The organism is Mesorhizobium sp. WSM4820, assembly GCF_055811075.1.
Map to the genome: position 1 here is coordinate 152,074 of NZ_JBVVQN010000013.1, position 21,887 is coordinate 173,960.

Genomic DNA, 21,887 nt, shown 5'->3' on the forward strand with positions numbered 1-21,887 from the left:
CGGCCACCTAATGAACCTAATCGATTTGATCATTTCTGTACGGACCATAACTGCGGGCTAAGATGATCAAGGTAATCTTTTCCCCTCGCCGAGCCGATCTCCTGGCTGCCAACAACCGCCAGCTTTTCTTTCGTTGAAGCAGCGTTGAAGCAGCCATTCTTTTTTTCGCCTGTTTTCCTATGCTGTGTGTCCGGGCAGCAACGTTTGCCGTATTCGGCGATCTGCTGCAACGGAGTATTTGACAGTTCGATGAATGAACCGTCATAAAGCCGTTCGAAGAGGGGGCGCTTCAGAACTGCGATGCGGGGGCCGGTAAGTTTTTCGCTGTTGTTGACGGCGCTCGTCGGCATCCAGCCGGCGGCGGCCGATGTTGTGCCGCGCAACCAGCCGGCGGCCGGGTCGGTCATTGCCCGCAAATCGGGCGAGGAAGTGCGCTTCCTAGAATTCGCCTCTTGGCAGGTGGTCGATCTCAGGCAGGACGTCGTCCCCGGCGACTATCTGCGCACCAACGCCACCGGCAGCCTAGCAGTGCTGTTTGCCGACCGCACCCAGATGCGGCTTGGCCGCAATACGACGCTCCTGGTCAAAAAGATCGGCGCGGCGTCCGACACTGAGTTCAAGCTGGAGAGCGGCACCATCTGGGCGCGAGCAGAGCGCGGCGGCGAAGGGCTGACCATCGACACGCCCGCCGCCGCCGCCGCCATCCGCGGCACCGACTGGACGATGACCGTCGACGGCAACGGCCGCACCTCGCTGATCGTGCTGGAAGGCACGGTAGAACTCGCCAACGAATTCGGCTCGGTCAGCGTCGCCGAAGGCGAAGCCGCGGCGGCCACCATCGGCTCGGCGCCGACGAAGGTCGTCATCGTCGATTCGGACGACCGCGAGCAGATGCTGTTCTACTACTCCTTGCGCGACGCTTTCACCGTCCTGCCAGCATCGGCATTGTCGAGCCTGGACATGCGCAAGGCGCGCGCGAGGATAAAGGCGCTGGAGCCGTCGTCCCGATCCGCCGAGGACTGGGTGACATTGGCCGAGGTTAATATTGACTTTGAAGGGCGGGAAGCGGCGCGCGACGCGGCCAGGCAGGCGCGACAATTCCCGCTGGCGCGCGCGCAGGAAGCCCGGCTCGATCTGATCGACGCGTTGATCGCCGGCGCCGAACAGCGCTATGCCGAGGCGGCGCATCTGTTCGAACGCGCGGCGCCGCATCTCGATCCCAGCCGGCGTGTCATGGCGCGCTATGGCGGCTACTATGCGCGCTCGCTGGCTGACCCCAGCCATGTCGAAGCTCCGCCGGTTCATGCGGATGCCGGCGTCGCCGCGGCCATCGCCGAGGCTCTGACGGCCGGATTTCTGGTCGACCTCAAAGCCGCAATTGCCGTTCTCGAAAGAGCCGAACGGCGCTATCCCGGTGATCCGACGCTGCCCGCCCTCAGGGCACAAATTGCGTTCCTGCTCGACGACCGCGAACAGGTGGAAGCGGCAATCGATCGCGCTTTGTCGCTCGACCCGGATAATATGATCGCGCTCCAAGCACGCGCCGGTTATCGGGCCGGAATCAAGAGCGATCTTGAAGGCGCGCTTGCCGACCTCGAGCGCGCGGTGGAGCTGGCGCCCGGCTCGGCGAGCTGGAACGCTCTCGGCCTCGTTCAGAGCGCGCGCGGCGCCACTCGCGAGGCGGAGGCGGCGCTAAAGCGCGCTATCGAACTCGACCCGAAAGATCCTGTCCCCCACGCCAACCTCGCCATCATCTATCTCGAGCAGGACCGCACGGCCGAAGCGAAGGCCGAAATCGACACGGCGCTCGCAGTCGATCCGGCGTTCGACATCGGGCTGGTTGCGCGCGGCCGCTACTATCTGCAGACCGGCGAACTGGACAAAGCGCGTGACGACCTGCTCGCCGGCACGACCGCTAATCCGGCCTATTCCAATGGATTGCTGCTGCTTGCCGTCGCCTATTACGAAGCCGGCGAGCTGGAACCCGCCGAACAGGCTATCGAAAACGCCGATCGCCTTGATCCGAACGATCCGGTGATTTCATCCTTCCGCACGGCGGTTGCAATCGACGAGTACGAAGCCGACAAGGCGATCGCCAGCGCACAGGAAGCGCTGAAGCGCACCAGAGCGCGCGGCGGCGACTATGCCGCGCTCAGCGCCAATCGCGACACCGGCTCGACGTTGAACGACGCGTTCCGGCTACTCAATCTCAACGCCTGGGGCCGCTACTACGGCGACGCGGTTTTCGATCCCTTCACCGGCTCCGGCTATGTCGACCAGGCGCTTGCCGGTAGCATAAATCCCTTCGTCAACAATCTGCGTTTCGGCGACGTGCCGACGGAATCGGGCACTAATACAACCAGCTTCTCATCGTTTTTCCAAGGCTTGATGCTCGACCCGCAAATGCTGGCCGGCCGCCAGAGGAGCGCCAACATTCTCCGGCGACCTTTCATCGAAACCACCGTCGGCGGGGGTTTTGTCGCCGATGACGGCGATCTGGGTTGGAACAGCGAAATCGAAACCCAAGGGTATCAAGCAGCTCCCTTTCCCTGGAGCTTCTACGGCAGGATCTACGGTTTGGAGACCGACACGCGTCGCGGCGACGATCCAGCGACCGGCCAGTTCGATCTCGAGGACCGGTCGATCACCGGCACAGGCTACATGGCCATGAAGCCGACGCCGAATGACCGGGTGGTGGCGTATATCGATGTCAAGGATTTCGAGTTCGACCTAAGCACAGTGCTGGACCCTACCGTTCTGCCGCTAGGAGGAAGGTATGCCGACACCGGCGACACCCGAACCGGCAACGCCGGGGTCGCCTGGAGCCATACATTTGGTTACCAGAACGTTGCCAGCGCGGCGCTGTTTGCGACCGACATTACGGATCGAAGCAACAGAACCCGCTTGGAGGAAATCGGCTTCGGGGAAACAGGATTCATTCTGGAGAGTGAGACCCGCCAGCAATCCTATCTCGCCGCATTCAATCACATCTACGGAACCGGTGACTTGACTCTCCGATACGGTGGTGAGGGCGGACTATTGGAAGTCTCAAAAGACGAAACGTTTTCTTTCGTGTTTCCTTTTATCCCGGACACAATCATATCCGAATCCACTACGGCAGTCGATGTCGCCATTGGGCGCGTCTATTTCGACGCCGTCTACGAGTTCAACCCCAATCTCAAAGTGGAGGGAGCCCTATTCGGCACTTATCTTGACGGTGGCACGATTGATGAACAACGCCTGGAGCCTCGCCTCGGTGTCGCCTGGACGCCTTTCGAAGGCCACTACCTACGAGCCGGGTTCCTGCGCGAAGGCTCATTCATAACGTCGGCGACCTTGGCGCCGGTCGGAATACTCGGCCTGCAATCCAATCAGAATTCTCTAGCTGTCGACGGCTTTTCGGACACGTTTGCCGCGCGCTGGGACGCCGAGTGGAACAGCCGCCTTTTTACGGCCGTCGATTACCAGCATCAGGAATTCGAGAAACTTTCGATCGGCGTTCCGGCTTCCGCCACCACAATCGATCTCAGCGAGGGCCGGTTCGACCGGATCAGCGCCACGACCAACGTCTGGATCGGCAACGGCTTCGGCGCGTTCGCGACCTTTGCCTACGCCGATTCAGAGAACGAAGATCCGACAAGTCCAAGCTTCGGGGGCCCGCTGCCCTTTGTCCCCGAAACGTCCGCGCGGTTTGGCCTGACCTGGGTTCACCCGTCCAACATCAAGGTCACGCTGGCCGGAACCTATGTCGGCTCACGCACCGGCGATGCGGCGGGGACTGAGCTCGAATCCTACTGGTCGACGGATGCCTTCCTGACCTGGGAACCTTTCGACAAACGATTTGAACTCGAAATTGCCGCGTACAATCTGTTCGACGAGGATTTTCAGGTCGCATCGTTCACCCCCGGCTGGGGCCGCAGCATCGTCGGTTCGCTGAAGGTCCGGTTCTGATGTTTGCAGGCGGGCCGTGGTGGAAGGGCCTTGGCGCTTCCGCGCCCGGAACCCCCTCCCGCCGCAACGGCATTCTTGCGATCGCGGTCCTCGCCGTGCTGCTGGTTGCTAGTCTGTCCCTGCTCACGCCATGGAAGCTCGTCGAGGCGCGCGCTTTCGATTATCTCTCGACCATTTCGCCGCCGCCCCCGCCCGATGACGGGCCGGTCATTGTCGCCATCGACGAGCCCTCGCTTGCCGAGATCGGCCTGCAATGGCCATGGCCGCGCGATCTTCACGGGCGGCTCGTCGAGGCTCTGCGCCGCGCTGGAGCGAAAGCCGTCGGGCTCGACATCATCTTTGCCGAGCCGTCGACGCCGGCCGCGGACGAAGCGTTGGTCAAGAGCCTTGGCCCGGACGTGGTTCTGGCCGGCGACGAGACGTTCATCGAGACCGAGCAGGCCGCCCAGCATGTCCGGGTCGAGCCGCTGGCCATTTTCACCGCGACGGGCGCCGCAACCGGCATCGCCTCAATCGCGCCCGACGGCGACGGCATCCTGCGGCGCGTCCCGGGCTATGCCGACGGCTTTGCGGCAGAGCTTCTGAACGCCGCCGGCCGGCCGGCCACTGTACCGCGAAACGCGCTGCTGCAGGCCTTCGGCCCGTCTCGCACATATCCGACCGTCTCCTACTATCAGGCGCTCGATCCCGACAGTTTCCTGCCGGAGAATTTTTTCCGCGGCCGCATCGTCATGGTCGGGCTCAGCCTGCAGAACGCGCCGACGCTGTCGCAAGGCGGCGCCGACATCCACGCCTCGCCGTTCACCATCCGCACCGGCAGGCTCGTTTCCGGCGTCGAGATCCAGGCGACGGTCTTCGACAATCTGGCGCATCAGCTGTTCATCGCGCGCCCCCCGGCATGGGCGGCAATTCTCTCGATCCTGCTTGGCGCGGGCATTGGCGTTCTTGCCGTCTGGAAGTCGACCGGATGGAAGACCCTGGCCGGCGCTGTGGTTGCCGTGCTGGCGCTCCTCGCCGGCAGCTATATGGCGCTGCGCTACGGCCGTGTCTTCGTCGCGCCGCTGGCGCCAGCGCTTGCCTTTACTCTTGTCGCAAGCGCGCAGGCGGCGCGCGATTTCGCGGCGGAGCGGAAGCTTAGGCGCGGCATAACGCGCGCCTTCTCGCAATATCTGTCGCCGGCCCTGGTGGAACGCCTGGCGCGCGACCCGACGCAGCTTCGCCTTGGCGGCGAGGTCCGCACGCTGACCATACTCTTTTGCGACATTCGCGGCTTCACCACCATCGCGGAGGCGATGAGGGGCGATCCCGAGCGGCTGACAACGCTGATCAACCGGCTGCTGACGCCGCTTTCCGACGTCGTGATGGCGCATGGCGGCACCATCGACAAATATATCGGGGACTGCCTGATGGCGTTCTGGAACGCGCCGCTGGACGATCCAGACCACGCCATCCATGCGGTGGAGGCCAGCCTCGAAATGCTCGCCGCGCTAGATCGGCTGAACGCGCAATTGCAGGCGGAGGCCGAAACGCGCGGCGAAACGCCGATTGCGCTGCGCATCGGCATCGGCGTCAACACCGGGCAATGCGTCGTCGGCAATGTCGGATCGGAGCAGCGCTTCGACTATTCGGCGCTCGGCGACGCGGTCAATCTGGCATCGCGGCTGGAGGGCGCCTCGAAGGATCTCGGCGTTCCGCTGGTGATCGGCCGGGCGACCGCCGAACTGGTGTCACACAGGATTCCGCTGACCCCGCTGCGCGAGATCACCGTAAAGGGGCGCGGCGAGTCTACCATGGTCTATGCCCCCGCGGCGGTAAGCGCATCGGTTTCGACAGCCGCAAGTTAGGCGGTTGTCCGTTCGCGTTCGAACAGGATTGTCGGCGACCCGTTGTAGCTCGTTCTGGTTATCTCGCGATAACCGCATTTCAGGGCGACGTTACGGAGCCGGTATTGTCCGGATCGACGATGCACACCGTCTTCGCTCCTTGAACGGGGCGTCGCCCCAGCCATGCACCGCCTTGACGATCTCGGTCGCGAACCCCTGGCCATGCCTGGCCGCGATCAGCCCCAGCCCGCTTCCGGCACGCCTTCGATGGACGGCTTCATGTCGCGTTTCAGATCGTGAAAACCGGCCTCGCCGATGAAGCGGCCGGTGGTTTTTTCCTCGACCGCCCAGAAGCCGAAGCCCAGCATGGCCCACATGCCGCCATGGCGCAGAAAATCTTCGCGAAGTCGCGGCTCTCCGCCGATGAAGCGAATCACGGCCGGATCGGACCACATGGCAGCATAATCGTCGAAATCGCCAAGCCGGTGCCCGCGCAATATGGCGCGCGGCGTCTCAATGACCGGGATGTCGATAGCAGGATGATTCGGCATGCTGCGCTCCCTCTGGGAACGCAGCGCTAGCACCTTCGATGACGCGATCAGATGGAGGTTTTGGGTCATGATCGCTGGTTCGCGGAATGTCGGCTATCAAGACGCTGTTTCGCCGCCGGAATGACCGGATAGGGTCAAATCCGCTGGTTCCGGTGAAAGTCCGCTTTCCGGGAGCAAATTTGAGCCGGGAATGCCCGACTAGGGTCACGAATGCTGGTTCCGGCCAATGTCGGCTTCCAAGACGAGAATTCGACTCCGGAAGGTCTCGAAAGGGTGAACTTATTCCGTAGCGCGAGCGAATCTGGACGACTGGAACGGGTCGACCTTTGCCGTTCCCTAACGACGCAGAACCACTCAACACTGCATCCCTCGATGTGTTTAATGCCCTTCTTAAGGAGATAGGACAGCATGTCTGCCCTGGAGGCAGTGTAGTGGCCAAAAGGGCAAAATAGCGTGGCAAACGAGAACCACCAAAAGGGTGGCCGCGAGCCGCCCTTTTTCACTGCAGCGCGAATTCCGCCACGTTGTTTCCGAATGCGCTGGCGCCGTGGTCGGCACGGCCGACCATTTGCCGCAACCCGGCGAAAAGCTCGCGGCCAAAACCGAATTCATTGCCGACAAGATCGCTGTCGGCTGCCCGGCGCAGCGCGAAATCGCCTGCCGGCACCAAGACTTCCAGCGTACCGGCGTCGGCGTCGAGCCTGATGATGTCGCCGTCATGGATCCTGGCGATCGGCCCGCCCTCGACCGCCTCCGGCGTCACATGGATCGCCGCCGGCACCTTGCCGCTGGCGCCCGACATGCGCCCGTCGGTGACCAGCGCCACATGCTGGCCGCGATCCTGCAGGACGCCGAGCACGGTGGTCAGCTTGTGCAACTCCGGCATGCCGTTGGCTTTCGGCCCCTGGAAGCGGATGACGGCGATGAAATCGCCGGTCAACGTGCCGGCCTTGAACGCCTCGTTGAGCCCTTGCTGGCTGTCGAAAACCTTGGCAGGCGCCTCGATGATGCGCCGTTCCGGTTTCACGGCGGAAGTCTTGATGACGGCGTGGCCGAGATTGCCTGACAGCATTTTCAGCCCGCCCGTCGGCTGGAACGCCTTCTTGAACGGCGCCAGCACCTTCTCGTCGCCGCTTTCGCGGGGCGAGGCCTCGCGCACCACGCCGCCATCGGCGCCGAGCTTGGCCTCGACCGCATAAGGCCGCAGCCCTTCGCCCCAAACCGTCTGGACGTCCTCGTGCAATATTCCCTCGTCGAGCAGTTCGCGGATCAGGAAGCCGAGCCCGCCGGCTGCGTGGAAATGGTTCACGTCGGCAAGGCCGTTCGGATAGACCCGCGCCAGCAGCGGCACGGCTTCCGAAAGGTCCGAAATATCCTGCCAGCTAATGGCGATGCCGGCCGCGGCGGCCATGGCGATCAGGTGGATGGTGTGATTGGTCGATCCGCCGGTGGCGTGCAGGCCGACGATGCCGTTGACGAACGAGCGCTCGTCGATCATCCGGCCGACCGGCGTGTAGGCGTTGCCGAGCGCGGTGATCGCCAGCGCCCGCTTCGTCGCCTCCCGGGTCAGCGCGTCGCGCAACGGCGTGCCGGGGTTGACGAAGGAGGCGCCCGGCGTGTGCAGGCCCATGATCTCCATCAGCATCTGGTTGGAGTTCGCCGTGCCGTAGAAGGTACAGGTTCCCGGCCCGTGATAGGATTTGGACTCGGCCTCGAGCAGTTCGGCCCGTCCCGCCTTGCCTTCGGCATAGAGCTGGCGGACCTTGGCTTTCTCGTCATTGGGCAGGCCCGTCGTCATCGGCCCGGCCGGGATGAACACCGCCGGCAGATGGCCGAAGGTCAGCGCCGCGATCACCAGCCCCGGCACGATCTTGTCGCAGACGCCGAGATGGACGGCGGCATCGAACATGTTGTGCGACAGGCCGATCGCCGCCGCCATCGCGATCACGTCGCGCGAGAACAGCGACAGCTCCATGCCGGGCTGGCCCTGGGTGACGCCGTCGCACATCGCCGGCACGCCGCCGGCGACCTGGGCAATGCCGCCGGCCTCGCGCGCCGCGTCCTTGATCAGCGCCGGAAATGTCTCGAAAGGCTGATGCGCCGACAGCATGTCGTTATAGGAGGTGATGATGCCGAGGTTCGGCACGCGGTCGCCGCCCAATGCCAGCTTTTCCGAAGGGCTGCACACGGCAAAGCCGTGGGCGAGGTTGCCGCAGGACAGCACGGCCCGGTTGGCGGTGCGGCTCGATGCCTCGGCGATGCGGCCGAGATAGGCCTCGCGCCCCGGTCTGGAGCGTTGGCGGATGCGCTCGGTGATGGCTTCGATGTCGCGTCTCGCGGTCATGGCGTCGGTCCTTTCAGGCGAGGTTCCGCAAACACGGTCCGTGCGGGAGCCCTCGGCAAGTTGAAATCAGGGTGCCCAGAAAACCTGTACGGGTCTCTCGGCTGCGTCGAGCACGGCGCGAATGGGCCTTCGCGTTTCCGATGCCATCGCGCTTTCGAATGCCGTGCGCTTGTCCTCACCCTCGATGTGCAGCGCGACGAAGCCGGCACTGACGATCCGCGCCAGCGACAGCGTCAGGCGCGGCTCGCCGGCGCTTGTCGCGTGAACCGGGAGCACGACCCTTTCCGACGACGGGTCGAGCAGTGTTTCCAGATTGTCGGCATCAGGAAAAAACGACGCGGTATGGCCATCGGTTCCCATGCCAAGCACGACCACATCGAGCGGCCAGGGCAGCGACCGCAACATCCTGCTATCGGCCTCCGATGTGTTGCCGACGCTTTCTGCCTCTTGGTAGAGCGGCACGAAACGTGCGGCTGCGGCGGCGTGTTGCAAAAGATTGGCGGCGACCAGCCCGGCATTGGAGCGCGGCGAGGAGACCGACACGCAACGCTCGTCGACCAGCGTCACCGTGACCTTGTTCCAGGCGATCGGGATGCTCGAAAGCGATGCGAAAAATTTCGCCGGCGTCGTGCCGCCGGAAACGGCGAGCAATGCCGTGCCGCGCTCAGCGATCGCAGTGGTCAGGCGGCCTGCGACGTGGCCGGCAAGTGCAGCCGCCAGGTCCTGGCGTTCGGCAAATGCGTGCCAGTTGTAGGCGTCGCCGTTCAATTGCTCTCGTGCCATGTCCGCCCGTCGCGTTCGATCAGCGCAATCGAGGCGGAGGGGCCCCACGTGCCGGCGGTATAGCCCTGCGCCTCCTGCCTGGCGCCTTCCCATGCGTCCTGGATCGGGTCGATCCATTTCCACGCCGCCTCGACCTCGTCGCGGCGCATGAACAGCGTCTGGTTGCCACGGATGACGTCCATGATCAGTCGCTCATAGGCGTCGGGGGCGCGGCCGTCGAAGGATTGCGCGAAGCTCATATCGAGCGGGATCTGGCGCAGCCGCATGCCGCCAGGCCCCGGATCCTTGATCATGATGAACTGCTTGACACCTTCGTCGGGCTGCAGCCGGATGACCAGCTGGTTGGCCGAGATCGGCCCGGCGCTGTCGCCGAAGATCGAATGCGGGATCGGCTTGAATTCGATGACGATCTCCGAAACGCGTGTCGCCAGCCGCTTGCCCGTCCTGAGGTAGAACGGCACGCCCGCCCAGCGCCAGTTGCCGATTTCGGCCTTGAGCGCAACGAAGGTCTCGGTGTTGCTGTTCTTGCCGAGCTCCTCGACATAGCCTATCACCGGCCCGCCGGCCGAGGCCCCGGCACGGTACTGGCCGCGTACCGTGTGCTTGGGCGCTTCATTGCCGTTGATGCGTTTCAGCGCGCGCAGAACCTTCAGCTTTTCGTCGCGCACGGCGTCGGCGTCCATCGACGACGGCGCCTCCATGGCGACGAGGCAGAGAAGCTGCAGCATGTGGTTCTGCACCATGTCGCGCAGCGCGCCCGCCTTGTCGTAATAGGTGACGCGGTCTTCGAGGCCGACGGTCTCGGCCACGGTGATCTGCACATGATCGACATTGGCGGAATTCCACAGCGGCTCGTAGAGCGCATTGGCAAAGCGCAGCGCCATCAGGTTCTGCACCGTTTCCTTGCCGAGATAGTGATCGATGCGGAAAATCTGGCTTTCATGGAAATCGTGGCCGACCAAATCGTTGAGCTGGCGCGCCGAGGCGAGATCGCGCCCGATCGGCTTCTCCAGCACGATGCGCGAGTTCGGCGTGATCAGCCCGTTCTCTTTCAGCTTGTGCGAGATGTCGCCGAACAGCGCCGGCGCAACCGCCAGGTAGAAGGCGCGGATGCATTCGCTGTCACCGATCGCCGTCTTCAGTTTGTCGAAGCCCGCGCCGGTCGTCGCGTCAGCCGAGACGTAGGAAAGCCGGGCAAGGAACGTCTCCAATTCTGCGGCGTCGATATCGGCCGGTTTCACATGGTCGGAAATCGCCTGCCTGGCGAAAGCCTGGAATTCCTCGTCGGTCATTTTCGAGCGCGACGTGCCGATGATGCGCGTCGGTTCGGAAAACTGATGGCCGCGCTGGCGATGATAGAGTGACGGCAAAAGCTTGCGTTCCGACAGATCGCCGGTGCCGCCGAAAATGATGAAGTCGAAAGGGTCGACGGGAATGATCTGGCTGGTCATGGTCTGTCCGCTCTGACGCCGCTCGCTGGTGTACGTGTGGATATAATCTAATCGATTTAGATTTTCCAGTGACACGGCGTCACATCCCAGGGCCAATTGGGCGTTTGCCGATTGTCCTGAGGTGTGCCCTTGACACTGGCGCAACCCGGACGCTTGTCGGCGAGGTGGTTCCGGGAGGCCTTCGCAGCTGCAGCATAGAGCGGGATCGAGGCGAAAGCCAAAGGAGAAATCGAGAGTATATTGATCTTTCGGCGGCCCTTGCCGGAGGTTGCCGGAGCGGGGAGTCTTCAATCATGAGTGAGAAAGCCATGCGCCTGGAAAACAAAGTTGCCATCATCACCGGTGCCGCGTCAGGCTTCGGCGAGGGCATGGCCAAGCGTTTTGCCGAGGAGGGCGCCAAGGTTGTTGTCGCCGACCTCAACGCCAAGGGCGCCGAACGCGTCGCCAACGAGATCGGCCGGGCGGCGATCTGGACCCAGACGGACGTCTCGACCCGTTCCGAGTTCGACGAGATGGTCTATGCCGCAAAGAGTGCCTTTGGCCGCATCGACATCATGGTCAACAATGCCGGCTACACCCATCGCAACGGCGATATGCTCGAGGTCGACGAGACGACCTTCGATCTGATCACTGCCGTCAACATGAAGGCGATCTATCACGCCGCCCTGGCGGTCGTGCCGGTGATGGCTAGGCAAGGCGGCGGCGTCATCCTGACCACGGCCTCGACCGCCGGCATCAGGCCGCGGCCCGGCCTCACCTGGTACAATGCGTCGAAGGGCTGGGCGATCACCGCGACCAAATCCATGGCGGTGGAACTCGCGCCGAAGAACATCCGCGTCAACTGCCTGTGCCCGGTTGCCGGCGAGACCGGCATGCTCGAAAAATTCATGGGCGCCGACACACCCGAAATCCGCGAGAAATTCCGCGCGTCGATCCCGCTTGGCCGGCTTTCGACGCCGCTCGACATAGCCAACGCGGCGCTGTGGCTGGCTTCGGACGAGGCGGCCTTCATCACTGGCGTGGCGCTGGAGATCGACGGCGGACGGTGCATCTGAGCCGTTCGGCCCTGTCGGTTTCAAGTTTGACCTGACCGTCCCTCGCACGCGGGCGGTTGATTGCGGCAGCCAAATGAGCCGTGGGCAACGTCAAAGAACGGCCTGACCGATGCTACGCGCCGGTCTTGACGAAGCTCTTGTAGATCCAGCCGCGTTTGCCGTTGTAGACGATCTGGCACCATTTCTTGCAGCCCATCACCTGAACCGAGGTCTTGGCCGGAATGGTGACGATGGCGGCCGCACTGTTCTTCGGACCGGTGCGCATGGTGACGCCCCTGAGGATACGTCCTGCCGCGCTCGCTGGCTTGGCCTCGACTTTGGCCTGGGCGCCATCCTTCTGTGTCGCGGCCGGCAGAGGCTTCGGGGTCGAGATGGCGGCGGTTGACGCACCGTCCGTCGCCGCCTTGGCGGGAGCAGCGACTTTGGCAATCAATGCTGCCACTTTGGTTTTCGCTGCCGGATCGGCGAATGCTGCCGCGGTGGACGGCTTGTCTGCTTTTTCAGCCTGGCCCGCCGTCTGGCCGCCCGCCGTCTGGCCGCCCCCCGTCTGGCCGGATGTGGTCTTCGGTCCCGATCCTGTCCAGCGAGGATCATTGGGCGCCAGCGCCGCTATCTCGGCCTTCGCTGCGACCACCGCCGACGAAATCGCATCGGTCTTGCTCGCAGCCTGCTGTGCCGCTTCTATCCTTGCGGCCGCGGCCGCGGCCGGCACGATCCTTGTCGTTTTCACCGGAATGCTGGAAACGATCTGCTCGGGACTGGCGACCGCTTGTCTCTCGGTGGCCGGCAATGCCAGCCATAGCGCCATCGCTGCCACGCCAAGCAGCGCTGCTGTTCCAAACGCGGCGATGACCAGATGCAGGTTCGACCGGATTTGCCGCCAGAACCTGGGCTGCATGTCGTAGCCAAACTGCATCGCAAAGCGCCGTCGTTCCGGCGCGCCGAAACTGAAGGGCTCTCTCACTCTTACAACCTCCATTTGCGGGCCAACGTTCTTACGACCTGTGTCGGGAAACCGGCATCTGGTCGGCATCGGTCCCAATCCAACGCGGGCAGGCCCGCAAAATCCCCCTTCGACTGCCCAGAACCGGCATCCTTTGCCGGCGATTGTGGCATCACTGCGCCCTTGCGGTGCGGATTCTGCACCTTTACGATCGATTCTGCAACTTGCAAGGGATTTTGCAACCTGTGGTTATATGCGGTCCCTCAAGGCATACCAGTTGAGCGCAAGAAACATCAGAGGCGCGCGCAAGCGCCGGCCACCGGGAAAGGCCGGGATGTTCAGGTCCTGGATCAGCCTCAGCCGGTCCCGGTTGCCGGCGACGGTCTCGGCATAGAGCTTGCCGAAAAAGTTCGACAGCATGACGCCGTGGCCGGAATAGCCGCCGACCGAGATCACATTGGGCATCACCTCGCGCACGAACGGTTTTCTCGGCATCGTGATGCCGACATAGCCGCCCCAGCCATGGGTGATCTCGACATCCCTGAGGTCAGGGTAAAGCTCGGCGATCTGCCGGCGGATGTGGACATGGATGTCTTTCGGATCGTTGACCGCGTAGATCTCGCGCCCGCCGAACAGCAGCCGCCCATCCGTCGATTTGCGGAAGTAGCGCACGACGAAGCGGGAATCGTCGACCGCCTCACCGCCCGGCAACACGCTTGAATCCGCAAGCGGCACCGTCGCGCCGATGAAGGAGCCGATCGGCATGATATGCGCGGCACTGATCGGCTCGAGCGTGCCGCCATGGGCGTTGACGCCGATCAGACATTTCTCGGCTGATATCGTGCCTTTCGGCGTCGTGACCCTGACCTTGCCGCCAACGGACGCGATGGCGGTCGCCGGCGTCTGCTCGAACAGCTGCGCGCCCGCCTGCGCCGCCACTTTTGCCGTGCCGATCACCAGCTTCAGCGGATGGATGTGCCCGGTGCCGGTGTCGCGGGTGCCGCCGAAATAGCGCGCCGAGCCCAACCGCTCCGCCGTCTCCCTGGCGTCCATGAAGCTGATGTGCGGATAGCCGAAGCGGTTCGCCATGATCTCGGCATGCGCCTTGTAGTCGTCGACATAGCGCTGCTTGTGCGCCACCGACATCTGGCCTTGCATGTAGTCGATCTCGATCTTGTTGACGGCGGCGAATTCGAGGAGATGCGCCTTGGCCTCTTCGGCGAGGTCGAACAGCGCCTTGGCCCGGGAAAAGCCGTATTCCGCTTCGATCTCCTCGGCCCAGGCGCGCTGACCGGTGCCGAGCTGGCCGCCATTGCGGCCCGATGCGCCGTCGCCGAAACGATGCGCTTCGACCAGCACGACATTGCTGCCGGCCCTGGCGAGGTGCACCGCCGCCGACAGGCCGGTAAAACCGCCGCCAACGACGACGACGTCGCAGCTCAGGTCACCGTCAAGCGCCTTGTATTCGGGCCGTGGACCGGCGGTGTCCTCATACCAGGAGCGGCCGGGGGAGATTGGGGATTGGTAGGTCAGGATTGCACCGCCTTTCGGCGGTGGTGAATAGTGAATGGTGAATGGTGAATGGACGACGAAGCGGCTCGCTTGCCATCGGCGAAGACGTCGTTCATTTCACCATTCACCATTCACCATTCACGGGACGAAGTCGCCACTCACACATTCAATAACAAATACTCCCGCTCCCACGGGCTGATCACTTCCATGAAGGTCTCGAATTCCGCCCGCTTGATCGCCGCATAGGTGGCGGCGAACGACTTGCCGAGCAGCGTGCAGAGTTCCTCGTCGGCTTCGAACAGGTCGACCGCCTCGAGCAGGCTGCGCGGCAGGTCGATCTCGGCCGCGTTGGCGGTGGTGAGAACCGGCGGTTCGGCCTTGATCTTGTTGGTCATGCCGATCAGCCCGCAGGCGAGCGATGCGGCCATCGCCAGATAGGGATTGGCGTCTGAGGAGGGGATGCGGTTCTCGACTCGCCTGGCTGCCGGGTCGGAGCGCGGGACGCGGAAGGCGGTGGTGCGGTTGTCGTAGCCCCATTTGTTGTTGACCGGCGCCGAAGCCGACTGCGTCAGCCGGCGATAGGAATTGACGTAGGGCGCAAACATCACCAGCGCGTTCGGCACATGTTTCTGCATGCCGCCGAGGAAATGGAAGAAGGCTTCGGTTTCCGAGCCGTCCTCGGCAGAAAAGACGTTCCTGCCGGTCTTCTTGTCGATGATCGATTGGTGGATATGCATGGCCGACCCGGGCTGCCCCTGGATCGGCTTGGCCATGAAGGTGGCATAGATCTCATGCTTCAGCGCCGCCTCGCGGATGGTGCGCTTGAACATGAACACCTGGTCGGCCAGTTCGATCGGATCGCCGTGGCGCAGATTGATCTCGAGCTGGCCGGCGCCTTCCTCGTGGATCAGCGTGTCGATTTCCAGGCCCTGGCTTTCGGAGAAATGGTAGATGTCGTCGATCAGTTCGTCGAACTCGTTGACGCCGGCGATCGAATAGCCGGCGCCACCGCCGATCGCCCGTCCCGAACGCCCGACCGGCGGGGTCAGCGGGTAGTCCGGATCGGGATTCTTGCGCACCAGGTAGAACTCGATCTCGGGCGCCACCACCGGCTTCAGCCCGCGCTTGTCGTAAGCGGCAAGCACACGCTTCAGCACGTTGCGCGGCGTGAACTCGACCGAGCGGCCGTCCTGGTGGACGAGATCGCAGATGACCGCCGCCGTCGGGTCCTCTTCCCACGGCACCACGGTCAGCGTCGAAAGGTCCGGCATCAGCTTGAGGTCGCCGTCGTCTTCCGGATAGTTGAAGCCGTTGCCGTTCTCGGGGTAGCCGCCGGAGATCGTCGTCATGAACACCGCCGAAGGCAGCGCCAGCGAGGTGTTGGAGGTGAATTTCTTCGACGGCATCATCTTGCCGCGCGCAACACCGGCCTGGTCGGGGGTGATGCACTCGATATCCTCGATGCCGCGCCACGCCAGCCAGGCGCCGACTTCCTTCCAGTTTTTCACACCACGTTGATTTTTCACGAAGGCAGGCGTGCGGATACGTCCTCCGCGGCTCGACGGACGGACTTCCTTTTTTGCAGGCGGCATCATTCACCAGATTAGGTTGCGGATTTGGGAGTATAGCCGGGGCCGGTGATGGAAGGGAAGGGGAGCCGGCCCTGCCTTCGCCCGCCAGTTGAAAATCGCTCCAGGCAGCTTAGGTTCGAGGCAAGTCCAATGACCTCGGCTGAAGACGTCGAATGCGGAACCATGAATTGACCACGATCGGCTTCGATGCCGACGACACGCTCTGGCAGAACGAGCAGTTCTTCCGCATCACCGAAAAGCGCTTTGCCGCGCTGCTCGCCGATCATGCCGAGGAGGAGCACATCTCGGCAAGATTGCTGGAGGTCGAGAAGCGCAACCTCGCCGTCTATGGCTTCGGCATCAAGGGGTTTACCCTGTCGATGATCGAAACGGCGATCGAGATTACCGAGGGCCGCGCGCCGGCCTCGGTCATCGCCGAAATTCTCGCCGCGGGCCGCGAGATGCTTGGCCATCCGATCGAGGCGCTGCCTCATGCGCGCGAAACCGTTGAAAAACTGGCGGACGCCTATCGCCTGGTGCTGATCACCAAGGGCGACCTTTTCGATCAGGAACGCAAGCTGGCGCAATCGGGTCTCGGTGACCTGTTCGATGCCGTCGAGATCGTCAGCGACAAGAGCCCAGCCACTTATACCAGCATCTTCAGCCGTCACGGTGATGGCGCCGAAAAAAGCATGATGGTCGGCAATTCGCTCAAGTCGGACGTGGTGCCGGCCATCGAGGCCGGCAGTTGGGGCATCCACGTGCCGCATGAGCTGACCTGGGCGCTGGAACATGTCGAGCCGCCGGTCACCGCGCCTCGCTTCCGCCAGATAGCCGATCTCTCGGAACTGCCCCGGCTGGTCGAAAGCATCGGGAAAGCCGGCTGATCGCGTGTCTCGGCGTCGGACCGGACGTGCGCGGCAGGCGTATCGATGCCGGACATTGCGCATCGCAATCCTTGTTGTCGGCTCCGCCAAAGAGCCGCGCTGTCGCTGACCCTACTCGCGCGGCCCCTCCATCGCGCGGCCCCTCCAAACGCGCGGCTCTTGTACAATCGATGCTGCAAAATCGTTTTCTACTTGCAAATCAGTCGCAATTGCAGAATATGCGACAAGCGCGGCGTCACAGCGCCCGCGCGACATGCGAGTAAATCGCGACAGGAGATTTTGATGATCGAGAGATACGGGCGATGGGTTGCCGTCGGGTTGATGGCTGCGGTTTTCGCTGCGGCAGTGGCTTCAAGCCCAGCGAAAGCGCAGGAAAAATTCAAGGCCGTGACGACCTTCACCGTCATCGCCGACATGGCGAAGAACGTGGCGGGCGACGCAGCGATCGTGGAATCGATCACCAAACCGGGGGCGGAGATCCACAATTACGCGCCGACGCCGGGCGACATTCAGCGGGCGCAGGGCGCAAAGCTCATTCTGTGGAACGGGCTCAACCTCGAACTCTGGTTCGAAAAATTCTTCCAGAACCTCAGCGACGTGCCCGGCGCCATCGTCTCCGAGGGCGTCCAACCGATGAGCATCGACGAGGGACCCTATACCGGAAAACCGAATCCGCATGCCTGGATGTCGCCGACAAACGCGCTGATCTACGTCGACAACATTCGCGACGCCTTCGTCGAGCACGATCCGGCGCATGCCGAGACCTACAAGGCCAATGCGGAAGCCTACAAGGCAAAGATAGAGGCGGCCGTCGCGCCGATCCGCGATAAGCTTGCCTCGATCCCGCAGGACAGGCGCTGGCTGGTGTCGAGCGAAGGCGCTTTCTCCTACCTCGCACGCGATTTCGCGCTGAAGGAGCTTTATTTGTGGCCGATCAACGCTGACCAGCAAGGCACCCCGCAGCAGGTTCGCAAGGTGATCGACGCCGTCAGGGACAACAAGATCGTCGCCGTCTTCAGTGAAAGCACCGTGTCGGACAAGCCGGCCCGGCAGGTCGCGCGCGAGACGGGGGTCCATTACGGTGGCGTGCTCTACGTCGATTCCCTCAGCGAGGCGGACGGCCCGGTGCCGACCTATATCGACCTGCTGCGTGTGACATCGGATACAATTCAGAAAGGCCTCGCCGCAGGGCTGTCGCAATGAACGAAGCCGTTCCGCCTCTTGCCGCCGCGTCGCAGGATGCGGGAGGCGGTCTCGCCGTGCGCGGCGCGACCGTCACCTACCGCAACGGCCTCACGGCGCTGCGCGATGCGAGCTTTGAAATTCCGACAGGCACGATCACGGCACTTGTCGGTGTCAACGGCTCGGGCAAGTCGACGCTGTTCAAAGCCATCATGGGCTTCGTGCGGCTGGCAAAGGGAGAGATTCTTGTTCTCGGACGGCCGGCCGCGGCCGCGCTGAGGGAGAACGTCGTCGCCTATGTGCCGCAGGCCGAGGAGGTCGACTGGGACTTTCCAGTACTGGTCGAGGACGTCGTCATGATGGGGCGTTACGGCCATATGGGCATGATGCGCATTCCGAAGGCTGCTGATCGCGAGGCGGTTACATCAGCGCTTGCGCGTGTCGGCATGAGCGATTTCCGCAAGCGCCAGATCGGCGAGCTTTCGGGCGGGCAGAAGAAGCGCGTCTTTCTCGCTCGGGCGCTGGCGCAGGACGGGCGCGTCATCCTGCTCGACGAGCCCTTCACTGGCGTCGACGTCAGGACCGAGGACGCTATCATCGAACTGCTGCGCGCGCTCCGGGACGAAGGCCGGGTGATGCTGGTCTCGACGCATAATCTGGGTAGCGTGCCGGAGTTCTGCGACCGTGCCGTGCTGCTCCGGAACACGGTCCTTGCCTACGGGCCGACAGGCCAGACCTTCACGCAGGCGAACCTGGAAAAGGCTTTCGGCGGCGTCTTGCGTCATTTCGTGCTGGGCGGCGCCGGGCTGCATGAGGACGACGACAGGCGCCGCCTTGCCGTCATCACCGACGACGAGCGGCCACTGGTCTTCTACGGAGAGAACGGAGCCATGCAGCACAAGATGCGGGAACCGGACGAATGAGTGTCCTGCTCGAGCCGTTCGGCTACGAATATATGCTCAATGCCATGTGGGTGTCCGCCCTGGTCGGCGGTGTCTGCGCCTTCCTGTCCTGCTATCTGATGCTGAAAGGCTGGTCGCTGATCGGTGACGCGCTATCGCATTCGATCGTGCCGGGCGTCGCCGGCGCCTATATGCTGGGCCTTCCCTTCTCGATCGGCGCCTTCTTCTCCGGCGGGCTCGCCGCCGCGGCGATGCTCTTCCTCAACCAGCGCACCAAGCTGAAGGAAGACGCCATCATCGGCCTGATCTTCTCCTCCTTCTTTGGCCTCGGCTTGTTCATGGTGTCGCTGTCGCCGACCTCGGTGAATATCCAGACGATCGTGCTCGGCAACATTCTGGCCATCACTCCGGAAGACACGCTTCAGCTCGCCATCATAGGCTTCGTCTCGCTCGCCGTCCTGCTGGTGAAATGGAAGGATCTGATGGTGGTCTTCTTCGACGAGAGCCATGCCCGCTCGATCGGCCTCAACCCGAGCGCGCTCAAGATCATGTTCTTCATGCTGCTATCGGCCTCCACGGTCGCCGCGCTTCAGACCGTCGGCGCCTTCCTGGTCATCTGCATGGTGGTGACGCCCGGCGCGACCGCCTATCTTCTGACGGACCGCTTTCCGCGCCTGCTCGTCATCGCGGTCGTCATCGGCGCGGCGACGAGTTTCACCGGCGCCTATGTCAGCTATTTCCTCGACGGCGCCACCGGCGGCATCATCGTCGTGTTGCAGACGCTGATCTTTCTCGCCGCCTTCTTCTTCGCTCCCAAGCATGGAATGCTGGCAGCCCGCCGCCGCTCGGCGAGAGCCTTGGAGGCCAGCCTGTGAGCATCCTCGATACACTGCTTGCCCCCTTCCAGTTCGGCTTCATGGTCAATGCGCTGATTGCTTCGGTGCTGGTCGCCGTGCCGACGGCGCTGCTCTCCTGCTTTCTCGTTCTCAAGGGCTGGTCGCTGATGGGCGACGCCATCAGCCACGCCGTCTTTCCCGGCGTGGTCATCGCTTACATCCTCGGATTCCCGTATTCGATCGGCGCCTTCGCCGCCGGGATGGTCTGCGCTCTCGCCACCGGCTTCCTCAAGGACAACAGCCGCATCAAGCAGGACACGGTCATGGGCATCGTCTTCTCCGGCATGTTCGGCTTCGGCCTGGTGCTCTACGTGAAAATTCAGTCCGACGTGCATCTCGACCACATATTGTTCGGCGACGTTCTGGGCATCGGCCTGCGCGACATCGTCGAAACGGGGCTCATTGCTGCGATCACGGCCGGCATCATCGGCATCAAGTGGCGCGACTTCCTGCTGCACGCCTTCGACCCGGCTCAGGCGCGCGCGGTCGGTCTTCGGGTCAACCTGCTCCATTACGGCCTGCTTTGCCTGATCTCGCTCACCATCGTCGGCGCGCTTAAGGCGGTCGGCATCATCATGGCCATCGCCATGCTGATCGCGCCGGGCGCCATCGCCTTCCTGCTCACAAGGCAGTTCAGCGCCATGCTGATCCTGTCGGTGGCGATTGCGGTCGCCGCGTCGTTCCTAGGCGTCTATCTGTCCTTCTTCATCGACAGCGCACCGGCGCCGACCATCGTTCTCATGCTGTCTGCCGCCTTCATTGCCGCCTTCGTCGTCACCACACTCAAGGCGGGCCGAATGGAGCTCGGTGAGGAGGGCTAGAAACTGGCGGTCATTCCTTGGTTTGACGAGAGCGACGCTGTTTCTGGATCGGCTTCACGTAGATCTCCAGTCTGTGGCTGATGATCGTGAATCCGTGCTGTCGAGCGATTTCCTCCTGGAGCCGCTCTATCTCCGCCGACTGGAACTCGATGACATCTCCGGTCTCGATGTTGATGAGATGATCGTGATGCTCGCGGGGGACGGTTTCGTATCTGGCGCGCCGATCGCCAAAGGTGTGCCGCTCCAGAATGCCCTTTTCGCGCAGAAGGCTGACGGTGCGATAGACAGTGGCGAGCGCGATCGTCGGCTCGATGGCGACAACACGGCGATGGAGTTCCACCACATCCGGATGGTCGCTGGATTCGGATAGAACGCGCATGATGACGCGGCGCGGACCGGTGATGCGCAGTCCGAGTTCCCTGCAAAGCGCGGCGATGGTCTGTTCTGAGGACATGTCACGATCCGCCAATATCGACAGCCATGTCGCGAAGTCGGAACATGCCTGCGGATTTGTTCGAAGGTGCTATCCCAGATGCGTCGCAATTGCAAAAGGACATCGGACTGGGTTCGCTGTCAGGCGGTCAGACACTGACACAAGATATCCAGATCCGATCGCAAGAAGCGAGGAAGGAGCCGGATAGGACGCCGGCTAGCTGCGTCCGAGCCCGATCAAATGGTCGATCACCGGCTGCAGCCGTTCGGTCGTGATCGGCTTGACGACCACCGCATCGACGACGCTCGACAGGCCGAGGCTCTCCGGCGTGCCGCTTTTGGTCGAGAGCAGGATCACCGAGGGACGCGATCTGCCCGAGATGCGCCGCAGCGCGTCGATACGCGACATCAGTGCGTCGCAGTCCTTGTTGTCGGCTCCGCCATCGAGGACGACCGCTCCGGGAATCAGCGAGCGCAGCGTCGTTGCCGCCGTTTCGGGCGATTCCGAGATCGGTTTGAGCCCGGACCGTTCGACGATTTTCGAAACCACCACCCGGTTGACCGGCGATTTTCCGACGACGAGCACGCGGGTGAAGTCGGTGAGCATTTCGGGGTCCACATTCCGGCTCATCAAACTCAACTGGTTCACAGTGCGATTCAAGGTGCGCATGAGCAGGGCGGGCACTCGCTAGTTTCAATGCAGGGTTGTACCTTGGAAACAATTGCCGTGAGATCGCTGCCTATGTCAAGCTGAAATGGCCGGCGTCGAGAACATCGCAAGAA

17 protein-coding genes and 1 pseudogene are annotated in these 21,887 nt (G+C 63.0%); 8 read left to right on the plus strand and 10 right to left on the minus strand.

Annotated features, from left to right (window positions below; all coding sequences use genetic code 11):
- Positions 1-29: 29 nt before the first annotated feature.
- The gene (locus AC0L2R_RS21495) at positions 30-407 is read right to left on the minus strand and encodes a hypothetical protein (protein WP_473511477.1); all 378 of its coding nucleotides are present in this window, start codon (positions 405-407) and stop codon (positions 30-32) included.
- On the opposite strand from AC0L2R_RS21495, the gene AC0L2R_RS21500 reads away from it, so the two are divergent.
- Both AC0L2R_RS21500 and AC0L2R_RS21505 read left to right on the plus strand, forming a co-directional pair.
- Positions 301-3,951, plus strand: coding sequence for a FecR domain-containing protein (locus tag AC0L2R_RS21500; protein ID WP_473511402.1), 3,651 nt, complete (start codon positions 301-303; stop codon positions 3,949-3,951). The two genes, AC0L2R_RS21495 and AC0L2R_RS21500, sit on opposite strands and share 107 nt — an antisense overlap.
- A complete protein-coding gene (locus AC0L2R_RS21505; protein WP_473511404.1) occupies positions 3,951-5,795 on the plus strand; it encodes a CHASE2 domain-containing protein in 1,845 nt (614 codons plus the stop codon). The genes AC0L2R_RS21500 and AC0L2R_RS21505 overlap by 1 nt, the downstream gene beginning before the upstream one ends.
- Here AC0L2R_RS21505 and AC0L2R_RS21510 read toward each other — a convergent pair.
- The 4 genes and pseudogenes from AC0L2R_RS21510 to zwf form a co-directional block, all read right to left on the minus strand.
- A pseudogene (locus AC0L2R_RS21510) lies at positions 5,792-6,325 on the minus strand (GNAT family N-acetyltransferase). The gene AC0L2R_RS21505 and the pseudogene AC0L2R_RS21510 overlap by 4 nt on opposite strands.
- Before the next feature lie 499 nt (positions 6,326-6,824).
- On the minus strand, positions 6,825-8,669 hold the full coding sequence (edd, locus tag AC0L2R_RS21515) for a phosphogluconate dehydratase (RefSeq protein WP_473511406.1): 1,845 nt from the start codon (positions 8,667-8,669) through the stop codon (positions 6,825-6,827).
- 66 nt (positions 8,670-8,735) lie between these two features.
- The gene (gene pgl / locus AC0L2R_RS21520; RefSeq protein WP_473511408.1) at positions 8,736-9,452 is read right to left on the minus strand and encodes a 6-phosphogluconolactonase; all 717 of its coding nucleotides are present in this window, start codon (positions 9,450-9,452) and stop codon (positions 8,736-8,738) included.
- The gene (zwf, locus tag AC0L2R_RS21525) at positions 9,434-10,903 is read right to left on the minus strand and encodes a glucose-6-phosphate dehydrogenase (RefSeq protein WP_473511410.1); all 1,470 of its coding nucleotides are present in this window, start codon (positions 10,901-10,903) and stop codon (positions 9,434-9,436) included. Before zwf ends, pgl begins: the two co-directional genes overlap by 19 nt.
- A gap of 308 nt (positions 10,904-11,211) precedes the next feature.
- Here zwf and AC0L2R_RS21530 point away from each other — a divergent pair, with 308 nt between their 5' ends.
- Positions 11,212-11,958 carry an SDR family oxidoreductase gene (locus AC0L2R_RS21530; protein WP_473511467.1) on the plus strand — a complete coding sequence of 249 codons (747 nt, stop codon included), beginning with the start codon at positions 11,212-11,214 and terminating at the stop codon, positions 11,956-11,958.
- Between the two features lie 112 nt (positions 11,959-12,070).
- Here AC0L2R_RS21530 and AC0L2R_RS21535 read toward each other — a convergent pair whose 3' ends face one another.
- The 3 genes from AC0L2R_RS21535 to AC0L2R_RS21545 all read right to left on the minus strand — a co-directional run bounded on the left by AC0L2R_RS21535 (position 12,071) and on the right by AC0L2R_RS21545 (position 16,008).
- Positions 12,071-12,922 carry an SH3 domain-containing protein gene (locus AC0L2R_RS21535; protein ID WP_473511412.1) on the minus strand — a complete coding sequence of 284 codons (852 nt, stop codon included), beginning with the start codon at positions 12,920-12,922 and terminating at the stop codon, positions 12,071-12,073.
- A gap of 228 nt (positions 12,923-13,150) precedes the next feature.
- Complete coding sequence (locus AC0L2R_RS21540) at positions 13,151-14,434, minus strand: NAD(P)/FAD-dependent oxidoreductase (RefSeq protein WP_473511468.1); 1,284 nt, start codon at positions 14,432-14,434, stop codon at positions 13,151-13,153.
- 137 nt (positions 14,435-14,571) lie between these two features.
- A complete protein-coding gene (locus AC0L2R_RS21545) occupies positions 14,572-16,008 on the minus strand; it encodes a glutamine synthetase family protein (RefSeq protein ID WP_473511413.1) in 1,437 nt (478 codons plus the stop codon).
- A gap of 149 nt (positions 16,009-16,157) precedes the next feature.
- Here AC0L2R_RS21545 and AC0L2R_RS21550 point away from each other — a divergent pair, with 149 nt between their 5' ends.
- The 5 genes from AC0L2R_RS21550 to AC0L2R_RS21570 all read left to right on the plus strand — a co-directional run bounded on the left by AC0L2R_RS21550 (position 16,158) and on the right by AC0L2R_RS21570 (position 20,672).
- Complete coding sequence (locus AC0L2R_RS21550; RefSeq protein WP_473511414.1) at positions 16,158-16,871, plus strand: HAD family hydrolase; 714 nt, start codon at positions 16,158-16,160, stop codon at positions 16,869-16,871.
- A gap of 321 nt (positions 16,872-17,192) precedes the next feature.
- A complete protein-coding gene (locus tag AC0L2R_RS21555) occupies positions 17,193-18,074 on the plus strand; it encodes a metal ABC transporter substrate-binding protein (protein ID WP_473511469.1) in 882 nt (293 codons plus the stop codon).
- Complete coding sequence (locus AC0L2R_RS21560) at positions 18,071-18,976, plus strand: manganese/iron ABC transporter ATP-binding protein (RefSeq protein WP_473511416.1); 906 nt, start codon at positions 18,071-18,073, stop codon at positions 18,974-18,976. Before AC0L2R_RS21555 ends, AC0L2R_RS21560 begins: the two co-directional genes overlap by 4 nt.
- Positions 18,973-19,830 carry an iron/manganese ABC transporter permease subunit SitC gene (sitC, locus tag AC0L2R_RS21565; protein ID WP_077379653.1) on the plus strand — a complete coding sequence of 286 codons (858 nt, stop codon included), beginning with the start codon at positions 18,973-18,975 and terminating at the stop codon, positions 19,828-19,830. The genes AC0L2R_RS21560 and sitC overlap by 4 nt, the downstream gene beginning before the upstream one ends.
- Positions 19,827-20,672 carry a metal ABC transporter permease gene (locus AC0L2R_RS21570; RefSeq protein ID WP_091595221.1) on the plus strand — a complete coding sequence of 282 codons (846 nt, stop codon included), beginning with the start codon at positions 19,827-19,829 and terminating at the stop codon, positions 20,670-20,672. The genes sitC and AC0L2R_RS21570 overlap by 4 nt, the downstream gene beginning before the upstream one ends.
- A gap of 10 nt (positions 20,673-20,682) precedes the next feature.
- On the opposite strand, the gene AC0L2R_RS21575 is transcribed toward AC0L2R_RS21570, so the two are convergent.
- Together AC0L2R_RS21575 and AC0L2R_RS21580 are read right to left on the minus strand one after the other, a co-directional pair.
- Positions 20,683-21,126, minus strand: a complete 444-nt coding sequence (locus tag AC0L2R_RS21575) for a Fur family transcriptional regulator (RefSeq protein WP_473511419.1) — start codon at positions 21,124-21,126, stop codon at positions 20,683-20,685.
- A 195-nt stretch (positions 21,127-21,321) separates the two neighbouring features.
- Positions 21,322-21,735 (minus strand): ANTAR domain-containing protein, encoded by a 414-nt coding sequence (locus tag AC0L2R_RS21580; RefSeq protein ID WP_236473010.1) that lies wholly within the window; start codon positions 21,733-21,735, stop codon positions 21,322-21,324.
- Positions 21,736-21,887: the final 152 nt, after the last annotated feature.

Excerpts from the sequence above, each read along its gene's own strand:
- AC0L2R_RS21500 (WP_473511402.1), top strand. The coding sequence starts at position 301 with ATGCGGGGGCCGGTAAGTTTTTCGCTGTTGTTGACGGCGCTCGTCGGC.
- AC0L2R_RS21495 (WP_473511477.1), bottom strand. The coding sequence starts at position 407 with ATGACCGACCCGGCCGCCGGCTGGTTGCGCGGCACAACATCGGCCGCC.
- AC0L2R_RS21505 (WP_473511404.1), top strand. The coding sequence starts at position 3,951 with ATGTTTGCAGGCGGGCCGTGGTGGAAGGGCCTTGGCGCTTCCGCGCCC.
- edd (WP_473511406.1), bottom strand. The coding sequence starts at position 8,669 with ATGACCGCGAGACGCGACATCGAAGCCATCACCGAGCGCATCCGCCAA.
- pgl (WP_473511408.1), bottom strand. The coding sequence starts at position 9,452 with ATGGCACGAGAGCAATTGAACGGCGACGCCTACAACTGGCACGCATTT.
- zwf (WP_473511410.1), bottom strand. The coding sequence starts at position 10,903 with ATGACCAGCCAGATCATTCCCGTCGACCCTTTCGACTTCATCATTTTC.
- AC0L2R_RS21530 (WP_473511467.1), top strand. The coding sequence starts at position 11,212 with ATGCGCCTGGAAAACAAAGTTGCCATCATCACCGGTGCCGCGTCAGGC.
- AC0L2R_RS21545 (WP_473511413.1), bottom strand. The coding sequence starts at position 16,008 with ATGATGCCGCCTGCAAAAAAGGAAGTCCGTCCGTCGAGCCGCGGAGGA.
- AC0L2R_RS21550 (WP_473511414.1), top strand. The coding sequence starts at position 16,158 with ATGCGGAACCATGAATTGACCACGATCGGCTTCGATGCCGACGACACG.
- AC0L2R_RS21555 (WP_473511469.1), top strand. The coding sequence starts at position 17,193 with ATGGCTGCGGTTTTCGCTGCGGCAGTGGCTTCAAGCCCAGCGAAAGCG.
- AC0L2R_RS21560 (WP_473511416.1), top strand. The coding sequence starts at position 18,071 with ATGAACGAAGCCGTTCCGCCTCTTGCCGCCGCGTCGCAGGATGCGGGA.
- sitC (WP_077379653.1), top strand. The coding sequence starts at position 18,973 with ATGAGTGTCCTGCTCGAGCCGTTCGGCTACGAATATATGCTCAATGCC.
- AC0L2R_RS21575 (WP_473511419.1), bottom strand. The coding sequence starts at position 21,126 with ATGTCCTCAGAACAGACCATCGCCGCGCTTTGCAGGGAACTCGGACTG.
- AC0L2R_RS21580 (WP_236473010.1), bottom strand. The coding sequence starts at position 21,735 with ATGAGCCGGAATGTGGACCCCGAAATGCTCACCGACTTCACCCGCGTG.